The organism is Streptomyces sp. A0958 (assembly GCF_004795035.1).
Classification (GTDB): Bacteria; Actinomycetota; Actinomycetes; order Streptomycetales; family Streptomycetaceae; genus Streptomyces.
Map to the genome: position 1 here is coordinate 15,327 of NZ_SSBK01000001.1, position 19,016 is coordinate 34,342.

Genomic DNA, 19,016 nt, shown 5'->3' on the forward strand with positions numbered 1-19,016 from the left:
ACATCACTCGGTTAGATGAGTGTGGACACCAGAACGCCTCGGTTCGACGAACTACCCGCCCTGAGCATGACCAAGGTGGACTGCGACCCTGCGCAGGTCATCGTCAACCACGCCAGCTTCCGGGTGCAGCTCGCCCCCGGCCAGCGCGCACGGCTGCGCGGTGTGACCCCCGCCGGCGCGCCCAGGATTCCCGCCATGAGCGGCGCCGGAGCCGGACGCGGCCGGCGCGCCCCCGTCGTCTGGAGCGGCAAGTCCGCCCCCGGCGACCCCGGCGCCACCGGACTCCTCCAGGCCGTACGGAACTCCACCGCACCCCGCCCGGACACCGCGTACGACCCCTACGAGCCGTACGCCACCTACGAGTTCGACGGCGGACGCGGCGGCGCCGGCACCCAGGTCATCCCGCGCCTCGACGAGCTGCCCCTCGAAGAGACCCAGCCCAACCCCGTCATCGGCGCACCCCGCCCCGGCGGCCCCCTGCTGCCCCCCATGCGCCGGGCCGTCGGCGCCTACGACCCCGTCGACCCCGGCTCGTACCACCCGGACCGCCACGACGACCCGGAACCGTACGACGACGAACTCGCCGTCGACCTCACCGACGAGGAGACCGGCGACCGAGGCCGACGCCAGAACGGCACCGACGACGTCCGCCACGCGTACTACCCCGGCCGCCGCATGAACCTCGGCGTCGTCCTCCTGCCCATGCGCGTCTTCCTCGGCTTCATCTCCATCTACGCCGGCATGGGCAAACTCTGCGACCCCGTCTACTTCGACGGCGGCGAACGCGGCTCCATGGTCAAGTGGCTGAACTCCCTCCACCCCTGGGCCCTCGCCGAACCCCTGCGCGACTTCGCCCTCTCCCACCCCGTCGGCGCCGGCCTCTCCATCGCCTTCCTCCAGGTCGTCGTCGGCGTCCTCACCGTCCTCGGCCTCTGGCAGCGCGTCGCCGCCACCGTCGGCGCACTCCTGTCCGCCGCCCTCCTCGTCACCGTCAGCTGGCGCACCACCGCCGCCTACGACACGCCCGACATCATCTACCTCGCCGCCTGGAGCCCCCTGATCATCGCGGGCGCCCCCGTCTACTCCATCGACGGACGCCTCGCCGGAGAAGCCTGGCGCAAGCTCGGCCCCCGCTCCGAGATCTGGGACCTGCGCCGCCGCGTCCTGCGCCGCGGCGCCGTCGTCGCCAGCGTCGTCGTCGGCCTCACCCTCCTCATCGGCTCCATCCTCGGCGGCGCCGTCCGCTCCTCCGAGGTCGTCACCGTCCCCGGCCCCCACGGCGTCCCCACCAACCAGCTCCCCGGCTCCCCGCTCCCCGACAAGTCCCGCAGCGGCAAGCCCTCCAAGAGTCCCACCGGCGACCAGCCCAGCCCCTCCCACAGCACCGCCCCCCACACCCCGTCCGCCGAAGCCTCCACCCCCACCACGGACAGCGTCCGCGAAACCGGCCAGGCGGCAGGCGCGGGCGCCGGACAGCCCAGCGAGACCCAGGGCACCGGCCAGCAGCTCCCGCAGCAGACCACCCCCCAGCAGCCCCCCGCCACCAGCTCAGGACCCAGCTCCTCCGGCACCACCGGCACCGGCGGCGGCTCCACCACCGGCGGCACCGACCCCGACCCCGCCACCGGCACCACCGGCGGCAGCGGGGACGGCAGCGGCCGCAACCCCATCGGCGGCCTCCTCGGCTGACCCGAGGGCAAGCAACGGAGAGGGGGGCGGGCCCGGAGGTTTTCCTCCGGGCCCGCCCCCCTTCTCCGTACCGCCTACCGCCCTTCCAGCTCCCTGGCGGCCTCCGTCAGGTCCTTCGCCGTGTCGATGGCCCGCCAGTACGCCCCGTGCGGCAGCGGATACCCCGCCAGTCGCCGCTCCCGCGCCAGCCGCGGGAACGTCGTCCGCTCGTGATCCCCCCGGTCCGGCAGCATCGCGGTGAACGCCGGCGAGAACACGTACACCCCCGCATTGATCAGATACGGCGACGGCGGCGCCTCGATGAAGTCCGTGATGTGCCCGAATGCGTCCGTCTCCACCGCACCCCACGGAATACGCGGACGAGCCAGCGCCAGCGTCGCGGTCGCGTCCCGCTCCGCGTGGAACGCCGCCATCTCACGCAACGAGAACCGCGTCCAGATGTCCCCGTTGGTCGCATACCAGGGCTCGCCCGGCGCCGGCAGCCGGGCCGCCGCGTACTTCAGCCCGCCCCCGCGCCCCAGCGGCTCGGACTCCACCACCGTCGTCACCCGCAGCGGCAGCACCGCGTCGGACAGCCACTCCTGCAGCACCTCGGCCAGATGCCCGCACGACACCACGGCGTCGGTCACGCCCTCGGCGGCCAGCCAGGAAAGCTGATGGCCGATGATCGGAGTCCCGGTACCCGGGATCTCGACCATCGGCTTGGGGCGGTCATCGGTATACGGGCGCAGCCGTGACCCCTGGCCACCAGCCAGGATCACGGCCTGCGTCGGAAACGTATGCATGCCAGGCACGATATGCCGTGCCTGGCCCTTGTCGGTCAGCTGAACTGGGCGACACCCGAGGCGAACGACGTGTCACACACGGGGCGGGAGAAGCGGTGCGCCCGCGTCGGGCCGTACTGCTCGACGGCCGCCTTCCCCAGCGCCTTCGCGATCGACATGCAGTGCCGGGCGAGCGACGGCCGCCCCTCGACGGCACGCTGGAGTTCCGTCAGCGCGACACCGGGGTCCTTCTCCCGGAGCTCCACGAGGAGCCGGTCGCGCAGGATGTCCTGCGGGGCACGTGCCTTGACCTCCTTGGCGCCCTTGGCGTCGGAGACGGTACGAGCCGACGCGGCGAGCAGCTGCGAGTCGGAGTTACTGGCTGCCCACGGCACGGCGGTGACCGCGAGGGTCCCGGACAGGACCAGGACGACGGGCAGTACGAGAGCGAGAGTTCGGCCGATACGGCGCACGGAGTGGGTCACGCAGCGAGCGTAGCGGGCGGTGATGGCATGGCGACATTACGTCACTCTCGCGGGGGACGGTTCGAGTGGGTTTTTCGAATCGCGTGTTGACGAAGCGGAGTGAAATGACCGTTGTGCCGGGGATTTTGCCCTCGCCCGTTCAAACCCCCGACGCGCCTACGACGCGCGGTGGCCCCGCACGAAGATCGTGCGGGGCCACCGTACAGCGTGTGCGGGATCAGGCGGTGAGGCGCTCACCCGTCGACGTGGCGAAGACGTGCAGCTCGTCCGGGCGCGGCACGACGTGCAGCTTGGTGCCCTTCTCCGGGACGGCACGGCCGCCGACACGGACCACGAGGTCCTTGTGCTCGCCACCGACCTCGGCGGCACCGTAGACGAAGCCGTCGGCACCCAGCTCCTCGACCACGTTGACCGACACGGCCAGACCGGCCGGGGCCTCCGAGGAGTCCTTGGTGAGGGTCTTCGCGGCGGCGCCACCGTGCTCGACGATGTCGAAGTGCTCGGGGCGGATACCGACCGTGACGGTCGTGTCGCCGCGGTCGGCGGCAGCGGTCAGCGCCTCGCGGGAGACCGGGACGACGCTGTTGCCGAACTTCACGCCACCGTCGGTGATCGGGACCTCGATCAGGTTCATCGCGGGCGAGCCGATGAAGCCGGCCACGAAGAGGTTCGCCGGCTTGTCGTACATGTTGCGCGGCGAGTCGACCTGCTGGAGGAGACCGTCCTTGAGGACCGCGACACGGTCACCCATGGTCAGGGCCTCGACCTGGTCGTGCGTGACGTACACGGTCGTGATGCCCAGACGGCGCTGGAGCGAGGCGATCTGCGTACGGGTGGAGACACGGAGCTTGGCGTCGAGGTTCGACAGCGGCTCGTCCATGAGGAAGACCTGCGGCTCACGCACGATCGCACGGCCCATCGCCACACGCTGACGCTGACCACCGGAGAGCGCCTTCGGCTTCCGGTCCAGGTAGTCGACGAGGTCCAGCATCTTGGCGGCCTCTTCGACCTTCGCCCGGATGTCGGTCTTGTTCACACCGGCGATCTTGAGCGCGAAGCCCATGTTGTCCGCGACGGTCATGTGCGGGTAGAGCGCGTAGTTCTGGAACACCATGGCGATGTCCCGGTCCTTCGGCGGCAGGTGCGTGACGTCGCGGTCACCGATGCGGATCGCACCGCCGTTGACGTCCTCGAGACCCGCGAGCATGCGCAGCGAGGTGGACTTGCCACAACCGGAGGGGCCGACGAGGACGAGGAACTCACCGTCCGCGATGTCGATCTCGAGCTGGTCGACCGCGGGCTTCGTGGAGCCGGGGTAGACACGGGACGCCTTGTCGAACGTGACACTGGCCATGCTGGTTCTTCTCCTCCACCGGCAGGTACGTGCCGGACGATCCGTCGTAAGGGAGTGGTCTGGTCCATCGGAGTGAACCTGCAAGGACGCTACCTGGCGGTTTCGGATCTGTCAGTAGTTCTTGGGGGAGGAAAATCTTGCAGGTGGGCGGGGGATGGCGGGGGGGCCGGACTTCGTGGATGGGGGAGTGGGGCGCTGTGTAGAGTGAGGGCTCGCGCGCGTGGCTGGTTTGGCGTGCGCGTTGCCGCCTTAGCTCAGTTGGCAGAGCGGTTGCCTTGTAAGCTCCAGGTCGTCGGTTCGATTCCGACAGGCGGCTCAAAACCCCAGGTCAGCGGCTCGCTGACCTGGTTTTTTTATGTCCCGCGTCGCGTCAGCGGGTAGCACGCCAGACCGATCAGAGCCGCCGTGAGGTGGCCGATGTCCGTGAAGGTCGGGGTGGTGATCAGGGGGACGGTGTAGATGACCAGGACCGCGAAGAGGTAGGCGGGGCGCCAGGGGCGGGGGACGTAGTAGGTGAGGACCGCCACGACGCCGGCGAGGGCGTAGCTGACGCCGACGTCGAGGGTGTTGGCGGCGGACTGGGGGGCGTGGCCGTGGCGGATGGCCCAGGCGAGGATGCCTTCGCTGACGAGGGTGGCCAGCACGTGGGCGGTGGCGGCGACGGTGAGCCAGCGCAGGGTGCCGAGGCGGCGCTCGGCGGGGGCGTGGAAGACGGTGTAGAGGACGGCGTACGGGAGCCATTGGCCGCCGTCGATCCAGAAGGCGCTGCTGATGAGGACGCGGACGGGGTTCTGGGACAGTTCGTGGATGTTGGTGGAGCGCTGGCGGAGGAACTCCTCCTCGAAGGCCGGTGACATCTGGTGGACGATGACCGTGGTGACGAAGAGGGCGGTCAGCCAGACGTAGGTGCCGGGGGCGCTGCTGATCCAGGAGCCGGTGGCGCGGAGCCACGTGGCGGGGGTGGTGCGGGGCCGGGTGGGCGGGGCTGGGTGGCCGGTGGGCATAGCCGATTGACGCACGCTCCTACGATCGGGGGCGTGATCGACATCCCGGACGCGCTCGTCGCTACTCAGACCGCTTACAACGGGGAGGCCGGGCGGGCGTTCCTCGCGGCGTTGCCGGGGATGGCGGCGGATTTCCTGGAGCGGTGGGGGCTGCGGCGGGACGGTGAGGCGATGTGCGGGGTGTGCGCGCTGGTCCTGCCGGTGGTGCGGGTGGGGGACGGGCGGCCGGCGGTGCTGAAGTTGCAGCCGGTGGATGCGGAGACGGTGGGGGAGCCGGTCGCGCTGCGGTTGTGGGGGGAGGCGTCGGCCGGGGCGGTGGGGTTGCTCCAGCACGATCCGGTGACGGGGACGATGTTGCTGGAGCGGCTGGACGGGAGTCGTTCGCCGGCGGGGATGGGGGATGCGGGCCGGGCGGTGCGGGTGATCGCCGAGTTGCTGGTGGGGCTGACGGCGGTGCGGCCCGGGGCGGGGTGCGGGCTTCGGGGGCTGGGGGAGGCGGTGGAGCGGATGATGGCTGCCGCGCCGGGGGTTGTGGAGGCCCTGGTTGACGAGGGCGAGCGGCGGTTGGTGCGGGACTGCGTGGCGGCGGTGCGTGAGGTGGCGGGGGAGCCGGGGGACCGGTTGCTGCACTGGGATCTGCACTTCGGCAATGTGCTGGCGGGCCCGGGCGGGCGGTGGGTGGCGATTGATCCGAAGCCGTTGGTGGGGGATGCGGGGTTCGAGTTGCTGCCCGCGTTGTGGAATCGGTTCGACGCGGATGCGGTGGGGTCGCGGTTCGATGCGATGACCGGGGTGCTGGGGCTGGACCGGGGGCGGGCGGCGGCGTGGACGCTGGGGCGGGTGTTGCAGAACGCGTGCTGGACCGTCGAGGGCGGTGAGCGGCGGCTGGTGCCGGAGCACGCGGAGATCGCCCGGGTGCTGCTGGGCCGGGGGTAGGGGGGCGGGCGGTGGCCGGGTGCTGTTTACGCTGCCCTCATGATTCGTACTGCTACTGCCGCCGATGTCCCTGTGCTGCACGCGATGGTGCGTGAGCTGGCCGATTACGAGAAGTTGTTGCACGAGGCCCGTGCGACCGAGGAGCAGTTGCGCGAGGCGCTGTTCGGGGAGCGGCCGGCCGTGTTCGCGCACATCGCGGAGTCGGACGAGGACGGCGGGGTGGTGGGCTTCGCGCTGTGGTTCCTGAACTTCTCCACGTGGCGCGGGACGCACGGGATCTACCTGGAGGACCTGTACGTGCGTCCGGAGCGGCGTGGTGGCGGGCACGGGAAGGCGCTGTTGACGGAGTTGGCGCGGATCTGTGTGGAGCGGGGTTACGGGCGCCTGGAGTGGTCGGTGCTGAACTGGAACGCCCCGTCGATCGCGTTCTACGAGTCGCTGGGTGCGCGCCCGCAGGACGAGTGGACGGTGTACCGGCTGACGGACGGGGCGTTGGCGGAGCTGGGTGGGGCGGGGGCCTGACCGCGCCGGGGATGCGGGCCCCCGGGGCGTTGTCAGTGGGGTGCGTCACGATGGGGGCATGGTGCGCAGTGGTGGTCGGAGTGGTGGCGGGATCGCGGTGGCGCGGCGGCCCGAGGTGCGGCTGCCGCCGCTGACCGAGTTCGAGGGGGGCGGGCTCGAACCGGACGGGGATTACGACGGGGTGCGGTTCGGGTCCGTCGACCTGGCGGACGAGTCGGGCCCGGGTGCGCGGTTCATGGACTGTGCGCTGGAGGGCTGCTCCCTGGACCGTACGGAGCTGGGCCGGGCACGGTTCATCGACTCGGTGCTCACGGGGGTGCGGGGGGTGGGGACCGATCTGGCGTCGGCGTCGCTGCGGGACGTGGAGGTGGTGGACGCGCGCCTGGGCGGGGTGCAGTTGCACGGGGCGGTGCTGGAGAGGGTGCTGGTGCGGGGCGGGAAGATCGATTACCTGAACCTGCGGAAGGCCCGGCTGAAGGATGTGGTGTTCGAGGGCTGTGTGCTCGCGGAGCCGGATTTCGGGGGCGCGCAGCTGACCCGGGTGGAGTTCCGGGACTGTGTGCTGAAGCGGGCGGACTTCAGTGCGGTGCGGATGGAGGCGGTGGATCTGCGGGCGGTCGCGGAGCTGGACATCGCGCGGGGTGTGGAGCGGCTGGCGGGTGCGGTGATCAGTCCGGCGCAGCTGATGGAGCTGGCTCCGGCGTTCGCGGCGCAGATCGGGGTGCGGGTGGAGGCGTGAGGGGCCACCGCCTCGGGGTGATTCAGAGGCGGGGGAGCCGGGGGCGCCATTTCAGAGGCGGGGGAAGCGGGCCTGGATGTCCCAGATGGCCGGGTTGTCGGCGAGGCCTTCGTGCATGTCGGCGAGGTCGGCGATCAGGTCGTGCAGGAAGTCGCGGGCTTCGCGGCGAAGGAGGGAGTGGCTGAAGGTGAGGGGTGCTTCTTCGGGGGGCATCCAGTCGGCTTCGATGTCGACCCAGCCGAAGCGGCGTTCGAAGAGCATGCGGTCGGAGGACTCGGTGAAGTCGAGTTCGGCGAACTGGCGGCGGTGCGAGCGGTTGCCGCGAGGGTCCTGGTCGATCTGTTCGACGATGTCGCACAGGGCCCAGGCGAAGTCGAGCACCGGCACCCATCCCCAGGCTGTGGATACTTCGCGGTCCTCTTTGGTGTCCGCGAGGTAGACGTCCCCGGAGAACAGGTCGTGGCGCAGGGCGCGGACGTCCGCCCGGCGGTAGTCGGTCTGCGGGGGGTCGGGGAAGCGGCGGGAGAGGGAGTAGCCGATGTCGAGCACGGTTCGATGGTGTCATGCCCGGCGTGTCGGCCCGGCATCAGCGGCCGGGGGCGGGTCCGGGGTGAGGGTGAGAGCGTGCGGCGGCCACAGGGCTCGGAATCCGACATTCCGCACATAGGATCATCGGTGTGGATCAACGAACCCCGGCACGCGGCACGTCCCGCACCTCCCGGACGGCCGGAACGGCCCGCGTCCCCCGGACGGCCAGCACGTCCCGTACCCCTCGGACGGCCGTAACGCCCCGCACCTCGCGAAGGTCGGGCGGCGCGGCTGTCGTGCTGCTCGCCCTCGCCCTCCTCGCGCCCGCCTGTTCCGGCGGGGTGGCTGGGAAGCCGGGTGCGTCCGGGGTGCGTGACCCGTACTTCCCGAAGCTGGGCAACGGCGGCTACGACGTGACGCATTACGCCGTCACGCTGGACGTGGACCCGGACGAGCAGCGGTTGCGCGGGAGCGTGGAGATCACCGCGCGGGCCACCCAGGACCTCAGCTCGTTCAACCTGGACCTGGCCGGGCTGACCGTGGACTCGGCGACGGTGGAGGGGCGTCCGGCCGCCGTCAACCGGGCGGGCGACGAGCTGACGCTGCGCACGGACGCGAAGGTCGAGGACCGGCTGCGCCGGGGCGAGACGTTCCGTGCCGTCGTGCGCTACTCCGGCTCCCCGAAGACGATCACCGATCCGGACGAGTCCGAGGAGGGCTGGCTGCCGACCGACGACGGTGCGCTCGCGCTCGGTGAGCCGACCGGTTCGATGGCCTGGTTCCCGGGCAACCACCACCCGAGCGACAAGGCCGCGTACGACCTGACGGTCACCGTTCCGAAGGGGCTGACGGCGGTTTCCAACGGGGTGTTGGCCGGGCCGCCGACGACGGAGAAGGGCCGTACCACCTTCCGCTGGCACACGGCCGAGCCGATGGCGAGCTATCTCGCGACGCTGGCCGTGGGGCGGTTCGACACGAAGACGTCGACGATGGCGGGCGGCATCACGGTGTTCACCGCCGTGGACCCGGAGGTGGCGAAGGCCAGCGCGCGGACGGTCGCCCGGGTGCCGGAGGTGGTGGCGTGGGAGGCGGAGCACTTCGGGCCGTACCCGTTCTCGGCGACGGGCGCGATCGTGGAACGCGAGCAAGATGCCGGGTACGCGCTGGAGACGCAGAACCGGCCGGTCTTCCCCGGCCCGCCGGGCATGGAGACGCTCGTCCACGAGATGGCGCACCAGTGGTTCGGTGATTCGGTGACGCCGGAGAGCTGGCGCGACATGTGGCTGAACGAGGGGCCGGCGACGTACGCGGAGTGGCTGTGGGCGGAGGAGAAGGAGGACACCCCGGCCGATGAGTCGTTCGACGACGCCTACGAGGACGAGGACAACTGGGCGTTCCCGCCCGCCGATCCGCCGTCCGCCGCGGACATCTCGGAGCAGCCGGTGTACGGGCGCGGGGCGATGGTCATCCACAAGATCCGTGAGGCGGTGGACGACGACGAGGAGTTCTTCGCGCTGCTGAAGGGCTGGACGAAGGCGCACCGGCACGGCAACGCGTCGACGGCGGACTTCACCGCGTACGTGGAGGAGGAGACCGGGCAGGACCTGTCGGGGCTGTGGAAGGCGTGGCTGTACGGCAGGAGCCGGCCTGCCGCGGACGGCTGACCGGCTCCTGGGGCGAGGCGCGTTACTTCACGTCGACGCCGTTCCAGGCGGCGTCGACGGCCTCCAGTGGCGTACGGAGCGTCAGAGGTTGACGCCGAAGTCCTGCGCGATGCCGTGCAGGCCGGAGGCGTAACCCTGGCCCACGGCGCGGAACTTCCACTCGGCGCCGTTGCGGTACAGCTCGCCGAAGACCATGGCGGTCTCGGTGGCGGCGTCCTCGCTCAGGTCGTAGCGCGCGATCTCCGAGCCGCCGGCCTGGTTCAGGATGCGGATGTAGGCGTTGCGCACCTGGCCGAAGTTCTGGCTGCGGGTCTCGGCGTCGTAGATGGAGACCGGGAAGACGATCTTGTCGACGTCGGCCGGCAGACCCGCCAGGTTGACGTTGATCTGCTCGTCGTCGCCCTCGCCCTCACCCGTGACGTTGTCACCGGTGTGCACGATGGTCTGGTCCGGCGTCGACTTGTTGTTGAAGAAGACGAAGTGGGCGTCCGAGTAGACCTTGCCCTCCGCGTTGACCGCGATGGCCGAGGCGTCGAGGTCGAAGTCCGTGCCGGTGGTGGTACGGACGTCCCAGCCGAGGCCGACCGTGACGGCGGTGAGGCCGGGGGCCTCCTTGGTGAGGGAGACGTTGCCGCCCTTGGACAGGCTTACTGCCATGGGAAGTCCCTTTCATCTTCGGGTGCGGGCTTCGTGCCATCACGAAGCTACCGTCACCGTTCATAACGCCGACAGGGGACCGGGAGGTTCCGTCCGCCTTTACTTTCTTTGCCGAAAGGGGGTTCGGGTCGCGGCAAAAAGAGGTGACGAACACCCGCGGGGACGGGGAACATGGGTGTCATGTCCGGGCCCTATGTCATCCGCGGCTCGGTCTCCCTGCCGGAGGCCGAGCTCATGTGGCGTTTCTCGCGGTCCTCCGGGCCCGGCGGGCAGCACGTCAACACCAGCGACTCCCAGGTGGAGCTGCGCTTCGACCTCGCGGCCACCGAGGCGCTGCCCGAGGTGTGGAAGGAACGCGCCCTCGACCGCCTGGCCGGCCGGCTGACCGACGGCGTGATCTCGGTCCGGTCATCGGAGCACCGCTCCCAGTGGCGCAACCGCGAGACGGCCGTCGTACGGCTCACCGCCCTGCTGGCGGAGGCCACCGCCCCGCCCCCCAAACCGCGCGTGAAGCGCAAGGTGCCCCGCGGCATCAACGAGCGGCGGCTGCGCGAGAAGAAGCAGCGCGGCGACACCAAGCGCGGCCGCTCGGGCCGCGACTGGTAGGCAACAGTCGGGAACCCCCGAAGGGCGCGGTCAGCCCAACTGCCGGTAGCGCCCGCGGAAGTACGTCAGGGGACCGCTCTCCCCGCTCGGCACCCGCGCACCCAGCACCCGCCCGATCACCAGCGTGTGGTCGCCCGCCAGGACCCGCTGTTCGGTCCGGCACTCCAGCGTCGCGAGCGCGCCACCGACCAGCGGGGCCCCGGTGATCTCGCCGCGCGTGTACGGGATGTCCTCGAACAGCAGCCGGTCGCTGATCCGGCCCTTCATCGCGAACCGCCCGGCGATGTGCCGCTGGCTCTCCGCCAGCACCGAGACCGCCCACAGCGGCTGCTCCGCCAGCAGGTCGTCCATCCGGGAGTCGTTGCGCAGGCTCACCATCACCAGCGGCGGGTCCAGCGACACCGACATGAAGGCGGTCGCGGTCATGCCGACGTCCTCGCCGCGCCCGTCCTCGTCGAGCGGCGGCTCCTGGGCGGTGATCAGCACCACGCCGGCCGCCAGCCGGGCGAGGGCACCGCGGAACTCTTCGTTGCTCACCCCCTCAGCATGGGGGACGGGCTCGGTACGCGGGGTGGGGGGCTTCGTCTGCAACACACCGGGAACGGTAGCCGCGCCCGGTATGCCCCCGCATCGGACCAGGGGACCAGCCGGGTCCTAGGCCCTGCCGTCAAATTCCCGTCTGCCGCGCGACGCCATGCACGCACTCTCGCCGCACCGGGCCCAGACCCAAGTACATCCAGTACGAGGGTCTGGGCCCGGCACGCCGAGAGCACACACCTGACGCCGCGCGGCCCGCCCTCCGGGCGAACGACGGGAATTTGACGACAGGTCCCAGGACCGGCCGACGGCCCGACCTGCGGACGGGCCCGTCCCCGGCCTCTTTGCCATCTCTTGTGACTTGAGTCACAGAGCGCAATATTTGTTGACCCTGTGTACCGGGTGCACAGCTCGCTGTGATTCAGTGGCCGTGACACTGCAGTAAGTACGTCACGTACGTCGATATGAAACCTGGAGTGCTGTCGAGGTCTCGGGGAGTGCGAGCAATGGAGGCCGAGTCGGAGCCGTACGTCCGCCTTGCGACGATGCGGCAGCTGCACCAGGCCGTCGCCGATCTCAACACGGCGCGGAGCCTGGCCGACACACTGCAGACCGTGGCCGACGGAATCGTCGCCGGTCTCGGCTACGAGCTGGCCTGCGTCAATCTCGTCCGCCCCGACGGCGATCTCGTCGTCGCCGCCTTCGCCGGCAACCACGCGGCCGAGGCCCTGATCACCGGCCGGGTCGGCTCCCGCGCCTCATGGGAACGCCGGCTCGCCATGGGCGAGACATGGGACGAACTGCGCTTCATACCGCACACCGACGGCTGGGTCCTCCTCGACGACGACGTACCGCAGTGGCACACCGAGGGCCCCGAGCCCCGCTTCGAGGACGAGTGGCACCCGCAGGACCGGCTCTACGCCCCGATGTACGCCTCCGGCGGCGGCTCGGACCTCCTGGGCGTCATATCCGTCGACCGGCCCCGCAACGGGCGCCGTCCGGGCGCCTGGGGGCGCGAGGCCCTTCAGATGTACGCCTCGCAGTCCGCCATCGCGATCAGCAACGCGAGGCTCCGGGCCAACATGCAGCGGGCCCTGGTCCGCCTGGAGCGCGAACAGCAGGCGCTGCGGGCCAGTGAGGAGTCCTTCCGCCAGGCATTCGAGTACGCCCCCAGCGGCATGGCGATCGCCGAGATGGGCGGCGACCAGCACGGGCGGCTGCTGCGGACCAACGACGCGCTGTGCCGGCTGCTGGGCCGCCCCGCCTCGGTGCTGCGCCGCTACTCCTTCGCCGACCTGGTCCACCCCGAGGACATCGGCACCCTGCTCCGCACCTCCGCCGAGGGGGGCCGCGCCGAGCTGCGCCTAGGCCGCCGGGACGGCACCCATCTCTGGGTCTCGCTGCGCAACTCCGTCGTCGCGGACACCGCGGACGGGCCGCGCTTCCTGCTGACGCACGTCGAGGACATAGAGGAACGCAAGCGCCACGAACTGAACCTCGCCCACCGCGCCTCGCACGACGCGCTGACCGGGCTGCCCAACAGCGCGGAGCTGCGGGCCCGGCTCGGGGCCCGGCTGTGCAACCGCCCGCACGCGGTGGCGACCACCGACGTGGAGGCGCTGGACGCGGCGTACGGGGACGTGGACGACGCGCGGGCGCAGGGCTTCGCGCCGGGCGGTCCGGGCGCGGGCCCGTTCGACCACCATGTGCACGCGGTGGCGCCGGACACGGCGCACGACGACGGCGCGAAGGGGCTCGCGGTCCTCTTCTGCGACCTGGACGGCTTCAAGTCGATCAACGACCGCTTCGGGCACCACACGGGTGACGCGGTCCTCATCGAGGTGGCCCGCCGGCTCACCACGTGTGTACGGGACGGGGACACCGTCGCCCGGCTCGGGGGTGACGAATTCGTCGTCCTCGCGGACGGTCTGGGCGCGGCGGACGCCGCGGACCTGGCGGTACGCCTGCGGAACGCGATCATTCCGCCGATCCGGGTCGACGGGCGCGCGGTGCGGGTCGGGGCGAGTTTCGGCATCGGCTGGGCGGCCTGCGGGATGACGGCCGAAGAGGTGCTGCGCTCCGCCGACCAGCGGATGTACATCGAGAAGCGGTCGCGTTCGAAGGTTCACCGCAGGGCCGGCTGACGTTTGCCGCCCCTTCCCCGCCCCGGTTCCCGCCGCCACCTGCGGCAATTCTTGGCGTGGTCCATTCGGGGTAGGCTCGGCCGGTCGGCGACGGCTGGCGATATTCGGCGACGGCCGGCGACATGGTGAGGAGTGACCCAGGGATGGCCGGGAACAACGGCGCGAGCACACCCGAGGACGACGATCCGTTCGGCTACCTCTACGAGGACGGGCAGGCGGCCGGTGCGCAGCCGCCGGGGCAGGGCGGTTACGGCTACCCGGGCCCCGCCGCTCAGCCGGGTGTGCCCCGGACCTCGTACAACCAGGTGCGGACCGTCGGCGAGCGCCAGTACGGGCAGCAGGTGCCTCACCAGCAGGCGTACGGGCAGCCGCAGGCGCCCTACGGCCAGCCGAACGGCCAGTACGGCCAGCCCGGCCCGCAGTACGCGGCCCCGGAGACGTATCCGGGGGGTGCGGCCAGGGCGCAGGCGCCGCAGCAGGGCGGACGTGGCGGTTCCGGCAAGGGCGGTCCGAACACCAAGGGTCTGCTGATCGCCGCGGTCGCGGTGGTCGCGGTGGTGCTCGTCGGCATCGGTGCGGCGCTGCTGACGAGCGACGGCAACAAGGACAAGAAGGCCGAGGCCACGTCGTCCGAGGGTCCGGGCTCGCAGGTCGAGGAGTCCCCGACGCCCGAGCCGTCCTCGAGCTCATCGGCCCCGGTCGAGCTGCCGGAGCAGGACGCGGCGTCGCTGAAGCTGGGCGGCACGGCGCAGCTCGACAACTCGGTGAAGGGTGCCAAGAGCGCCAGCGGCCAGTACATCAACCTCAACGAGGTGGGCCGGTCGGCGACCTGGTCGGTGGAGGTGCCGGAGGCCGGCGAGTACACGCTGTTCGTGACGTACGGCGTGCCGGGCAAGGACGCGAAGACGTCCCTGACGGTCAACTCCGAGGACCCGCGCGGCATCAACATGAAGAACTACGCCAACGCCCCCGAGGGCGATCTGGAGAAGGGCTGGACGACGACGTACGCCTACGTCAACCTCGTCAAGGGCGAGAACACGCTGGCGATCTCGTGCAACGAGGGTGACGAGTGCGACGCCAACCTCGACCAGCTGTCGCTGAAGGCGGGTCACCAGACCCGCTGACCGGCCTTCGCATCCGGGCATCGCGGCCCCCTCGCCTCCGGGCGAGGGGGCCGCTCCGGTCTCCGGCCGTACGGGGTCGGCTCAGCCCATCAGGGCGAGGAAGCCGGCCACGGTCGCGGCCATCGCCTCGCGGCCGGGGGCGATGTACTTGCGGGGGTCGACGCCGGTGGTGTTCTCGGCCAGGTGGGTGCGTACGGCGCCGGTGAACGCGGTGTTCAGGGCGGTGCCGACGTTGATCTTGACCATGCCGGACGAGGCGACGGCCTGGCGGATCTCGCCGTCCGGGACGCCGCTGGAGCCGTGCAGGACGAGGGGGACGGGGACGGCGTCGCGCAGCCGGCCGATCAGCTCGTGGTCCAGGGCGGCGGTGCGCTCGGTCATGGCGTGCGAGGAGCCGACCGCGACGGCCAGGGCGTCCACGCCGGTGGCGGCGACGTACGCGGCGGCCTCGGCCGGGTCGGTGCGCACACCGGGGGCGTGGGCGTCGAGCGGGGCCTCGCCCTCCTTGCCGCCGACCTTGCCGAGTTCGGCCTCGATCCAGATACCGCGCTTGTGGCCCCAGGCGACGGCTTCGGCGGTGGCCCGGACGTTGTCCTCGTAAGCGAGCTTGGAGGCGTCGAACATCACCGAGCCGAAGCCCTCGTCGTGGGCCCGGTGCAGCAGGTCCACGGACTCGACGTGGTCGAGGTGCAGGGCGAGCGGGGCGCTGGAGGTGCGGGCGACGGCGGCGGCCGCGGCGGCGATGGCGGTGAGCCGGCCGCCGTGGAACTTCACGGCGTTCTCGGAGACCTGGAGGATGGCGGGGGCTCCGGCGCGTTCGGCGCCGGTGGCGATGGCCTCCGCGTGTTCCAGCGTGATGACGTTGAAGGCGGCGATCCCGCGTCCCTGGGCCTGGGCGGCGGAGACGAGTTCACCGGTGCTGACGAGCGGCATGGCTGACCTCTGTTGTTTCCCCGGGCCCGGCGGGCGGTCCCGGTGCGGGGCGGGGCGCGGCGTACGGGCCGCTCCCGCTTGCTGGTGCGGCCGTCAGGCCGCTCCTGGTCCGTGTTCCTCGATGGCGACGCGCGGCAGCAGCTCCTCGTACGCCGTGCGGTCGAAGTCGCCCGCGGTGGGGGCCAGGACGGTCGCCGTCGACAGTGCCACCGCCCGGCGCAGCCGGTCCGGCCAGCTCAGGGACTCGACGAGGCCGGACAGCAGCCCGGCCACCGCGGAGTCGCCCGCTCCGGTCGGGTTGCCCTTGACGGGGGCGGGCGGCGAGGCCCGCCAGACGCCGTCCGGGGTGACGGCCAGCATGCCGTCCGGGCCGAGCGACGCGATGACCCCGTGGGCGCCGCGGCGGCGGGCGTCGCGGGTGGCGCGCAGGGGTTCGCGGGAGCCGGTGAGCTGGGCGAGCTCGTCGGCGTTCGGCTTGATCAGGTCGGGCCGGGCGGCGATGCCCCGGCGCAGTGGTTCGCCGCTGGTGTCCAGGAGGACGGGGACGCCGGCGGTGCGGGCGAGCCGGACGAGTTCGGCGTAGGCGCCGACGTGGATGCCGGGCGGGAGGCTGCCGCACAGGGCGACGGCGTCGGCGGTGTCCAGGAGCCCCGCGTACGTGCCGAGGAAGGCGGTCCACTCGTCGGTGGTGACGTGCGGTCCCGGTTCGTTGAACTGGGTGGTGTCGCCGGTGGTGCCGTCGACGACCGCGAGGGTGCGGCGGGTGTCGCCGGAGACGGGGACGAGCGCGTCGGTGAGGTCGGCGTTCTGCCGGGGGAGTGCGGCGAGCAGGTCGCGCAGGACGGCTCCGGTGGTGCCGCCGGCGAAGCCGGTGACGACGGTGTCGTGGCCGAGGGCGGTGAGGACGCGGGCGACGTTGAGGCCCTTGCCGCCGGGGCGTTCGGAGAGGTCGGTGACGCGGTGGCTGGAGTGCGGGACGAGGGCGGGGACGCCGTAGGTCAGGTCGAGTGCCGTGTTCAGCGTGACCGTGAGGATCACCTCGGCCGCCCCTTCGATCCGTGCTGAGCGCTGATTCCTTGCCGGAATGCGCTTTCCGTGCTGGTTTCCCAGGCGATCATGCCAAAGGGAGGGGCGGTCGGCCCAGACTTCCGGGCCAACCGCCGTCTCTTCGTTACGTGTTCAACTCGCCCTGGTCCGCTCCGGTCTGTGCGGGTGTCAGGCGGTCTGCGGCTGGATGATCCACTCGCCCTTGCGCATGACGCCCTTGAGCCGGAAGTCCTCGTCCAGGACGACCAGGTCGGCGTCCTTGCCGGGTTCCAGCGAGCCGACCTTGTCGTACACGCCGAGGAGCCGGGCGGGGTTGGCGGAGATGGACTGCACGACGTCCTCGACCGGGATGCGGTCGATGGTCACGGCCCGGTGGAAGGCGGTGTCCAGGGTGAGGGTGGAGCCGGCGATGGAGTTGCCCTCGACGAGCCGGGCGACGCCGTTCTCGACGTTCACGGCGAGCGGGCCGAGCTGGTAGCGGCCGTCGCCGAAGCCGGCCGCGTCCATGGCGTCGGTGATCAGGGCGACGCGGTGGGCGCCCGCGTGGTGGTAGGCGAGGCCGAGTGCGGCGGGGTGCAGGTGCGTGCCGTCGTTGATCAGCTCGACGGTGATCCGCTCGTCCTCCAGGAGGGCGGCGATCGGGCCGGGTGCGCGGTGGCCGAGTCCGGGCATCGCGTTGTAGAGGTGCGTGGCGACGGTGGCGCCGGCGTCGATCGCCTCGACGGTCTGCTCGTAGGTGGCGTCGGTGTGGCCGATGGCCGCGATGACGCCGTGCTCGGCGAGCAGGCGTACGGAGTCGATGCCGCCGGGCAGTTCGGTGGCGAGCGTGAACATCTTCGCGGTGCCGCGCGCGGCGTCCATCAGCTTGCGGACCTCGGCCGGGTCCGGGTGGCGCAGCAGGGCCTCGCTGTGGGCGCCCTTGCGGCAGGGGGAGATGAAGGGGCCTTCGAAGTGGATGCCGGCGAGGTCGCCCTGTTCGACCAGTTCGGAGAGTATGCCGGCGCGCTCGGCGAGGAAGTCCATCTCGCCGGTGACGGTGGAGGCGACCAGGGTGGTGGTGCCGTGCTCGCGGTGGGTGCGGACGCCGGTGAGGACGTCCTCGACGGTGCCGGAGGTGAAGGAGCCGCCGCCGCCGCCGTGGTTGTGCATGTCCACGAAGCCGGGGACGATCCAGTGGCCGGAGAGGTCCAGGGTGGGGGCGTCCTCGGCCCGGCTGCCGGAGATGCGGGTGCCTTCTACGGTCACCCGGCCGTCCTCGACGGTGCCGGTGGGCAGTACCACCCGGGCTCCTGCGAGAACGGTGCTGTCTGCGCGTCCGGCCATCAGGCGGATACCTCCGTGGAGAGAAGATCCCAGGCGAGCAGCCCTGCGCCCAGGCATCCGGCGGTGTCCCCGAGGGCCGCCGGGACGATGTGGGGCAGCTTCTGGAACGTGACGCGTTCCTCGACGGCCGCACGGAGTGGTGTGAACAAGGTTTCCCCGGCCTCGGCGAGCCCGCCACCGATGATGAGCGTGCGCGGGTCCAGCAGGGTGAGCGCGGTGACGAGGCCGGCGGCGAGCGCGTCGACGGCGTCGCGCCAGACCGCGACGGCCTTCGGGTCGCCCGATTCGACGGCCTTGGCGCAGTCGGCGGCGTCCGCCTTCGGGTCGCCGGAGGCGGCCGCCCAGGCGCGGCTGACGGCGGAGGCGGAGGCCAGGGTCTCCAGGCAGCCGCGCTGGCCGCAGCCGCAGTCCGGGCCGTCCGGCCGGATCACGATGTGACCGATCTCTCCGGCGTAGCCGTGGGCGCCCTCTTCGATCGCGCCCGCGATGCCGATGGCCCCGGCGATCCCGGTGCCGAGCGGGATGAACAGGAAGCGGTCGGCGCCCTTGCCGGCGCCGATCCGGCCCTCGGCGAGGCCGCCGGTCCTGACGTCGTGGCCGAGTGCCACGGGCACCCCGCCGAGCCGTTCGCCGAGGAGCCGGCGCATGGGTACGTCACGCCAGCCCAGGTTGGAGGCGTAGACGGCGATGCCGTGCTCGGCGTCCACGATGCCGGGCACGGCGACGCCGGCCGCGAGGGCGCTCTCGCCGAAGTGCTTCTCGCCGTGGGCGCGCAGGTCGGCGGCGAAGGCGAGGATCGACTCCACGACGGCGTCGGGCCCGCGCTCTCTGCCGGTCGCGCGCCGTGCCTCGTAGAGCAGGGCGCCATCGGCCCCGACCAGTGCGGCCTTCATTCCGGTGCCGCCCACATCGAGGGCGATGACGTGTTTCACGGGAGACAGTTTCGCCCGAGGAACCCCA

The 19,016-nt window shown here is 71.6% G+C and carries 19 protein-coding genes and 1 tRNA gene; 9 read left to right on the forward strand and 11 right to left on the reverse strand.

What is annotated here, in order from left to right:
* The first annotated feature begins 15 nt into the window (after positions 1–15).
* Entirely contained in the window at positions 16–1,689 is a 1,674-nt protein-coding gene (locus tag E6P78_RS00085) for a DoxX family membrane protein (RefSeq protein ID WP_240798980.1), read from the forward strand.
* Between the two features lie 74 nt (positions 1,690–1,763).
* Here E6P78_RS00085 and E6P78_RS00090 read toward each other — a convergent pair whose 3' ends face one another.
* The 3 genes from E6P78_RS00090 to ugpC form a co-directional block, all read right to left on the reverse strand.
* Positions 1,764–2,474, reverse strand: a complete 711-nt coding sequence (locus E6P78_RS00090; RefSeq protein WP_136201439.1) for a nucleotidyltransferase family protein — start codon at positions 2,472–2,474, stop codon at positions 1,764–1,766.
* A gap of 35 nt (positions 2,475–2,509) precedes the next feature.
* Positions 2,510–2,938 carry a hypothetical protein gene (locus tag E6P78_RS00095; protein WP_136201440.1) on the reverse strand — a complete coding sequence of 143 codons (429 nt, stop codon included), beginning with the start codon at positions 2,936–2,938 and terminating at the stop codon, positions 2,510–2,512.
* 217 nt (positions 2,939–3,155) lie between these two features.
* A complete protein-coding gene (ugpC, locus tag E6P78_RS00100) occupies positions 3,156–4,292 on the reverse strand; it encodes a sn-glycerol-3-phosphate ABC transporter ATP-binding protein UgpC (RefSeq protein WP_136201441.1) in 1,137 nt (378 codons plus the stop codon).
* Between the two features lie 243 nt (positions 4,293–4,535).
* On the opposite strand from ugpC, the gene E6P78_RS00105 reads away from it, so the two are divergent.
* Positions 4,536–4,608, forward strand: a tRNA-Thr gene (locus E6P78_RS00105).
* Positions 4,609–4,645: 37 nt separating this feature from the next.
* Here the strand turns inward: E6P78_RS00105 and E6P78_RS00110 are convergent.
* Positions 4,646–5,296 (reverse strand): rhomboid family intramembrane serine protease, encoded by a 651-nt coding sequence (locus E6P78_RS00110; protein WP_206307693.1) that lies wholly within the window; start codon positions 5,294–5,296, stop codon positions 4,646–4,648.
* Positions 5,297–5,329: 33 nt separating this feature from the next.
* Here E6P78_RS00110 and E6P78_RS00120 point away from each other — a divergent pair, with 33 nt between their 5' ends.
* Genes E6P78_RS00120 through E6P78_RS00130 form a run of 3 tightly spaced genes read left to right on the forward strand, consistent with a single transcriptional unit; the run spans position 5,330 to position 7,493 of the window.
* Positions 5,330–6,232, forward strand: coding sequence for an aminoglycoside phosphotransferase family protein (locus E6P78_RS00120; protein WP_206307678.1), 903 nt, complete (start codon positions 5,330–5,332; stop codon positions 6,230–6,232).
* Between the two features lie 39 nt (positions 6,233–6,271).
* Positions 6,272–6,754, forward strand: coding sequence for a GNAT family N-acetyltransferase (locus E6P78_RS00125; protein WP_136201443.1), 483 nt, complete (start codon positions 6,272–6,274; stop codon positions 6,752–6,754).
* A gap of 58 nt (positions 6,755–6,812) precedes the next feature.
* Positions 6,813–7,493 (forward strand): pentapeptide repeat-containing protein, encoded by a 681-nt coding sequence (locus E6P78_RS00130; RefSeq protein ID WP_240798981.1) that lies wholly within the window; start codon positions 6,813–6,815, stop codon positions 7,491–7,493.
* A gap of 51 nt (positions 7,494–7,544) precedes the next feature.
* Here E6P78_RS00130 and E6P78_RS00135 read toward each other — a convergent pair whose 3' ends face one another.
* Positions 7,545–8,042 (reverse strand): hypothetical protein, encoded by a 498-nt coding sequence (locus E6P78_RS00135; protein WP_136201445.1) that lies wholly within the window; start codon positions 8,040–8,042, stop codon positions 7,545–7,547.
* Between the two features lie 278 nt (positions 8,043–8,320).
* On the opposite strand from E6P78_RS00135, the gene E6P78_RS00140 reads away from it, so the two are divergent.
* Positions 8,321–9,685 carry a M1 family metallopeptidase gene (locus E6P78_RS00140; protein WP_136201742.1) on the forward strand — a complete coding sequence of 455 codons (1,365 nt, stop codon included), beginning with the start codon at positions 8,321–8,323 and terminating at the stop codon, positions 9,683–9,685.
* Positions 9,686–9,766: 81 nt separating this feature from the next.
* On the opposite strand, the gene E6P78_RS00145 is transcribed toward E6P78_RS00140, so the two are convergent.
* Positions 9,767–10,342, reverse strand: a complete 576-nt coding sequence (locus tag E6P78_RS00145; protein ID WP_136201446.1) for a TerD family protein — start codon at positions 10,340–10,342, stop codon at positions 9,767–9,769.
* A gap of 171 nt (positions 10,343–10,513) precedes the next feature.
* Between E6P78_RS00145 and arfB the strand changes: the two genes are divergently transcribed.
* On the forward strand, positions 10,514–10,948 hold the full coding sequence (gene arfB, locus E6P78_RS00150; RefSeq protein ID WP_136201447.1) for an alternative ribosome rescue aminoacyl-tRNA hydrolase ArfB: 435 nt from the start codon (positions 10,514–10,516) through the stop codon (positions 10,946–10,948).
* A 30-nt stretch (positions 10,949–10,978) separates the two neighbouring features.
* Here arfB and E6P78_RS00155 read toward each other — a convergent pair whose 3' ends face one another.
* Positions 10,979–11,485 (reverse strand): flavin reductase family protein, encoded by a 507-nt coding sequence (locus tag E6P78_RS00155; RefSeq protein WP_136201448.1) that lies wholly within the window; start codon positions 11,483–11,485, stop codon positions 10,979–10,981.
* 506 nt (positions 11,486–11,991) lie between these two features.
* Here E6P78_RS00155 and cdgB point away from each other — a divergent pair.
* Together cdgB and E6P78_RS00170 are read left to right on the forward strand one after the other, a co-directional pair.
* A complete protein-coding gene (cdgB, locus tag E6P78_RS00165; protein WP_136201449.1) occupies positions 11,992–13,629 on the forward strand; it encodes a diguanylate cyclase CdgB in 1,638 nt (545 codons plus the stop codon).
* Between the two features lie 143 nt (positions 13,630–13,772).
* On the forward strand, positions 13,773–14,753 hold the full coding sequence (locus E6P78_RS00170) for a carbohydrate-binding protein (RefSeq protein WP_136201450.1): 981 nt from the start codon (positions 13,773–13,775) through the stop codon (positions 14,751–14,753).
* Between the two features lie 81 nt (positions 14,754–14,834).
* Here the strand turns inward: E6P78_RS00170 and E6P78_RS00175 are convergent, their stop codons facing one another.
* The 4 genes from E6P78_RS00175 to E6P78_RS00190 form a co-directional block, all read right to left on the reverse strand.
* On the reverse strand, positions 14,835–15,686 hold the full coding sequence (locus E6P78_RS00175) for a class II fructose-bisphosphate aldolase (RefSeq protein ID WP_136201451.1): 852 nt from the start codon (positions 15,684–15,686) through the stop codon (positions 14,835–14,837).
* 93 nt (positions 15,687–15,779) lie between these two features.
* Positions 15,780–16,724 carry a 1-phosphofructokinase family hexose kinase gene (locus E6P78_RS00180; protein WP_136201452.1) on the reverse strand — a complete coding sequence of 315 codons (945 nt, stop codon included), beginning with the start codon at positions 16,722–16,724 and terminating at the stop codon, positions 15,780–15,782.
* A 177-nt stretch (positions 16,725–16,901) separates the two neighbouring features.
* Positions 16,902–18,056: an N-acetylglucosamine-6-phosphate deacetylase gene (nagA, locus tag E6P78_RS00185; protein ID WP_136201453.1), complete on the reverse strand. Its 1,155-nt coding sequence runs from the start codon at positions 18,054–18,056 to the stop codon at positions 16,902–16,904.
* Positions 18,056–18,988 carry an ROK family protein gene (locus tag E6P78_RS00190; protein ID WP_136201454.1) on the reverse strand — a complete coding sequence of 311 codons (933 nt, stop codon included), beginning with the start codon at positions 18,986–18,988 and terminating at the stop codon, positions 18,056–18,058. Before E6P78_RS00190 ends, nagA begins: the two co-directional genes overlap by 1 nt.
* Between the last annotated feature and the right edge of the window lie 28 nt (positions 18,989–19,016).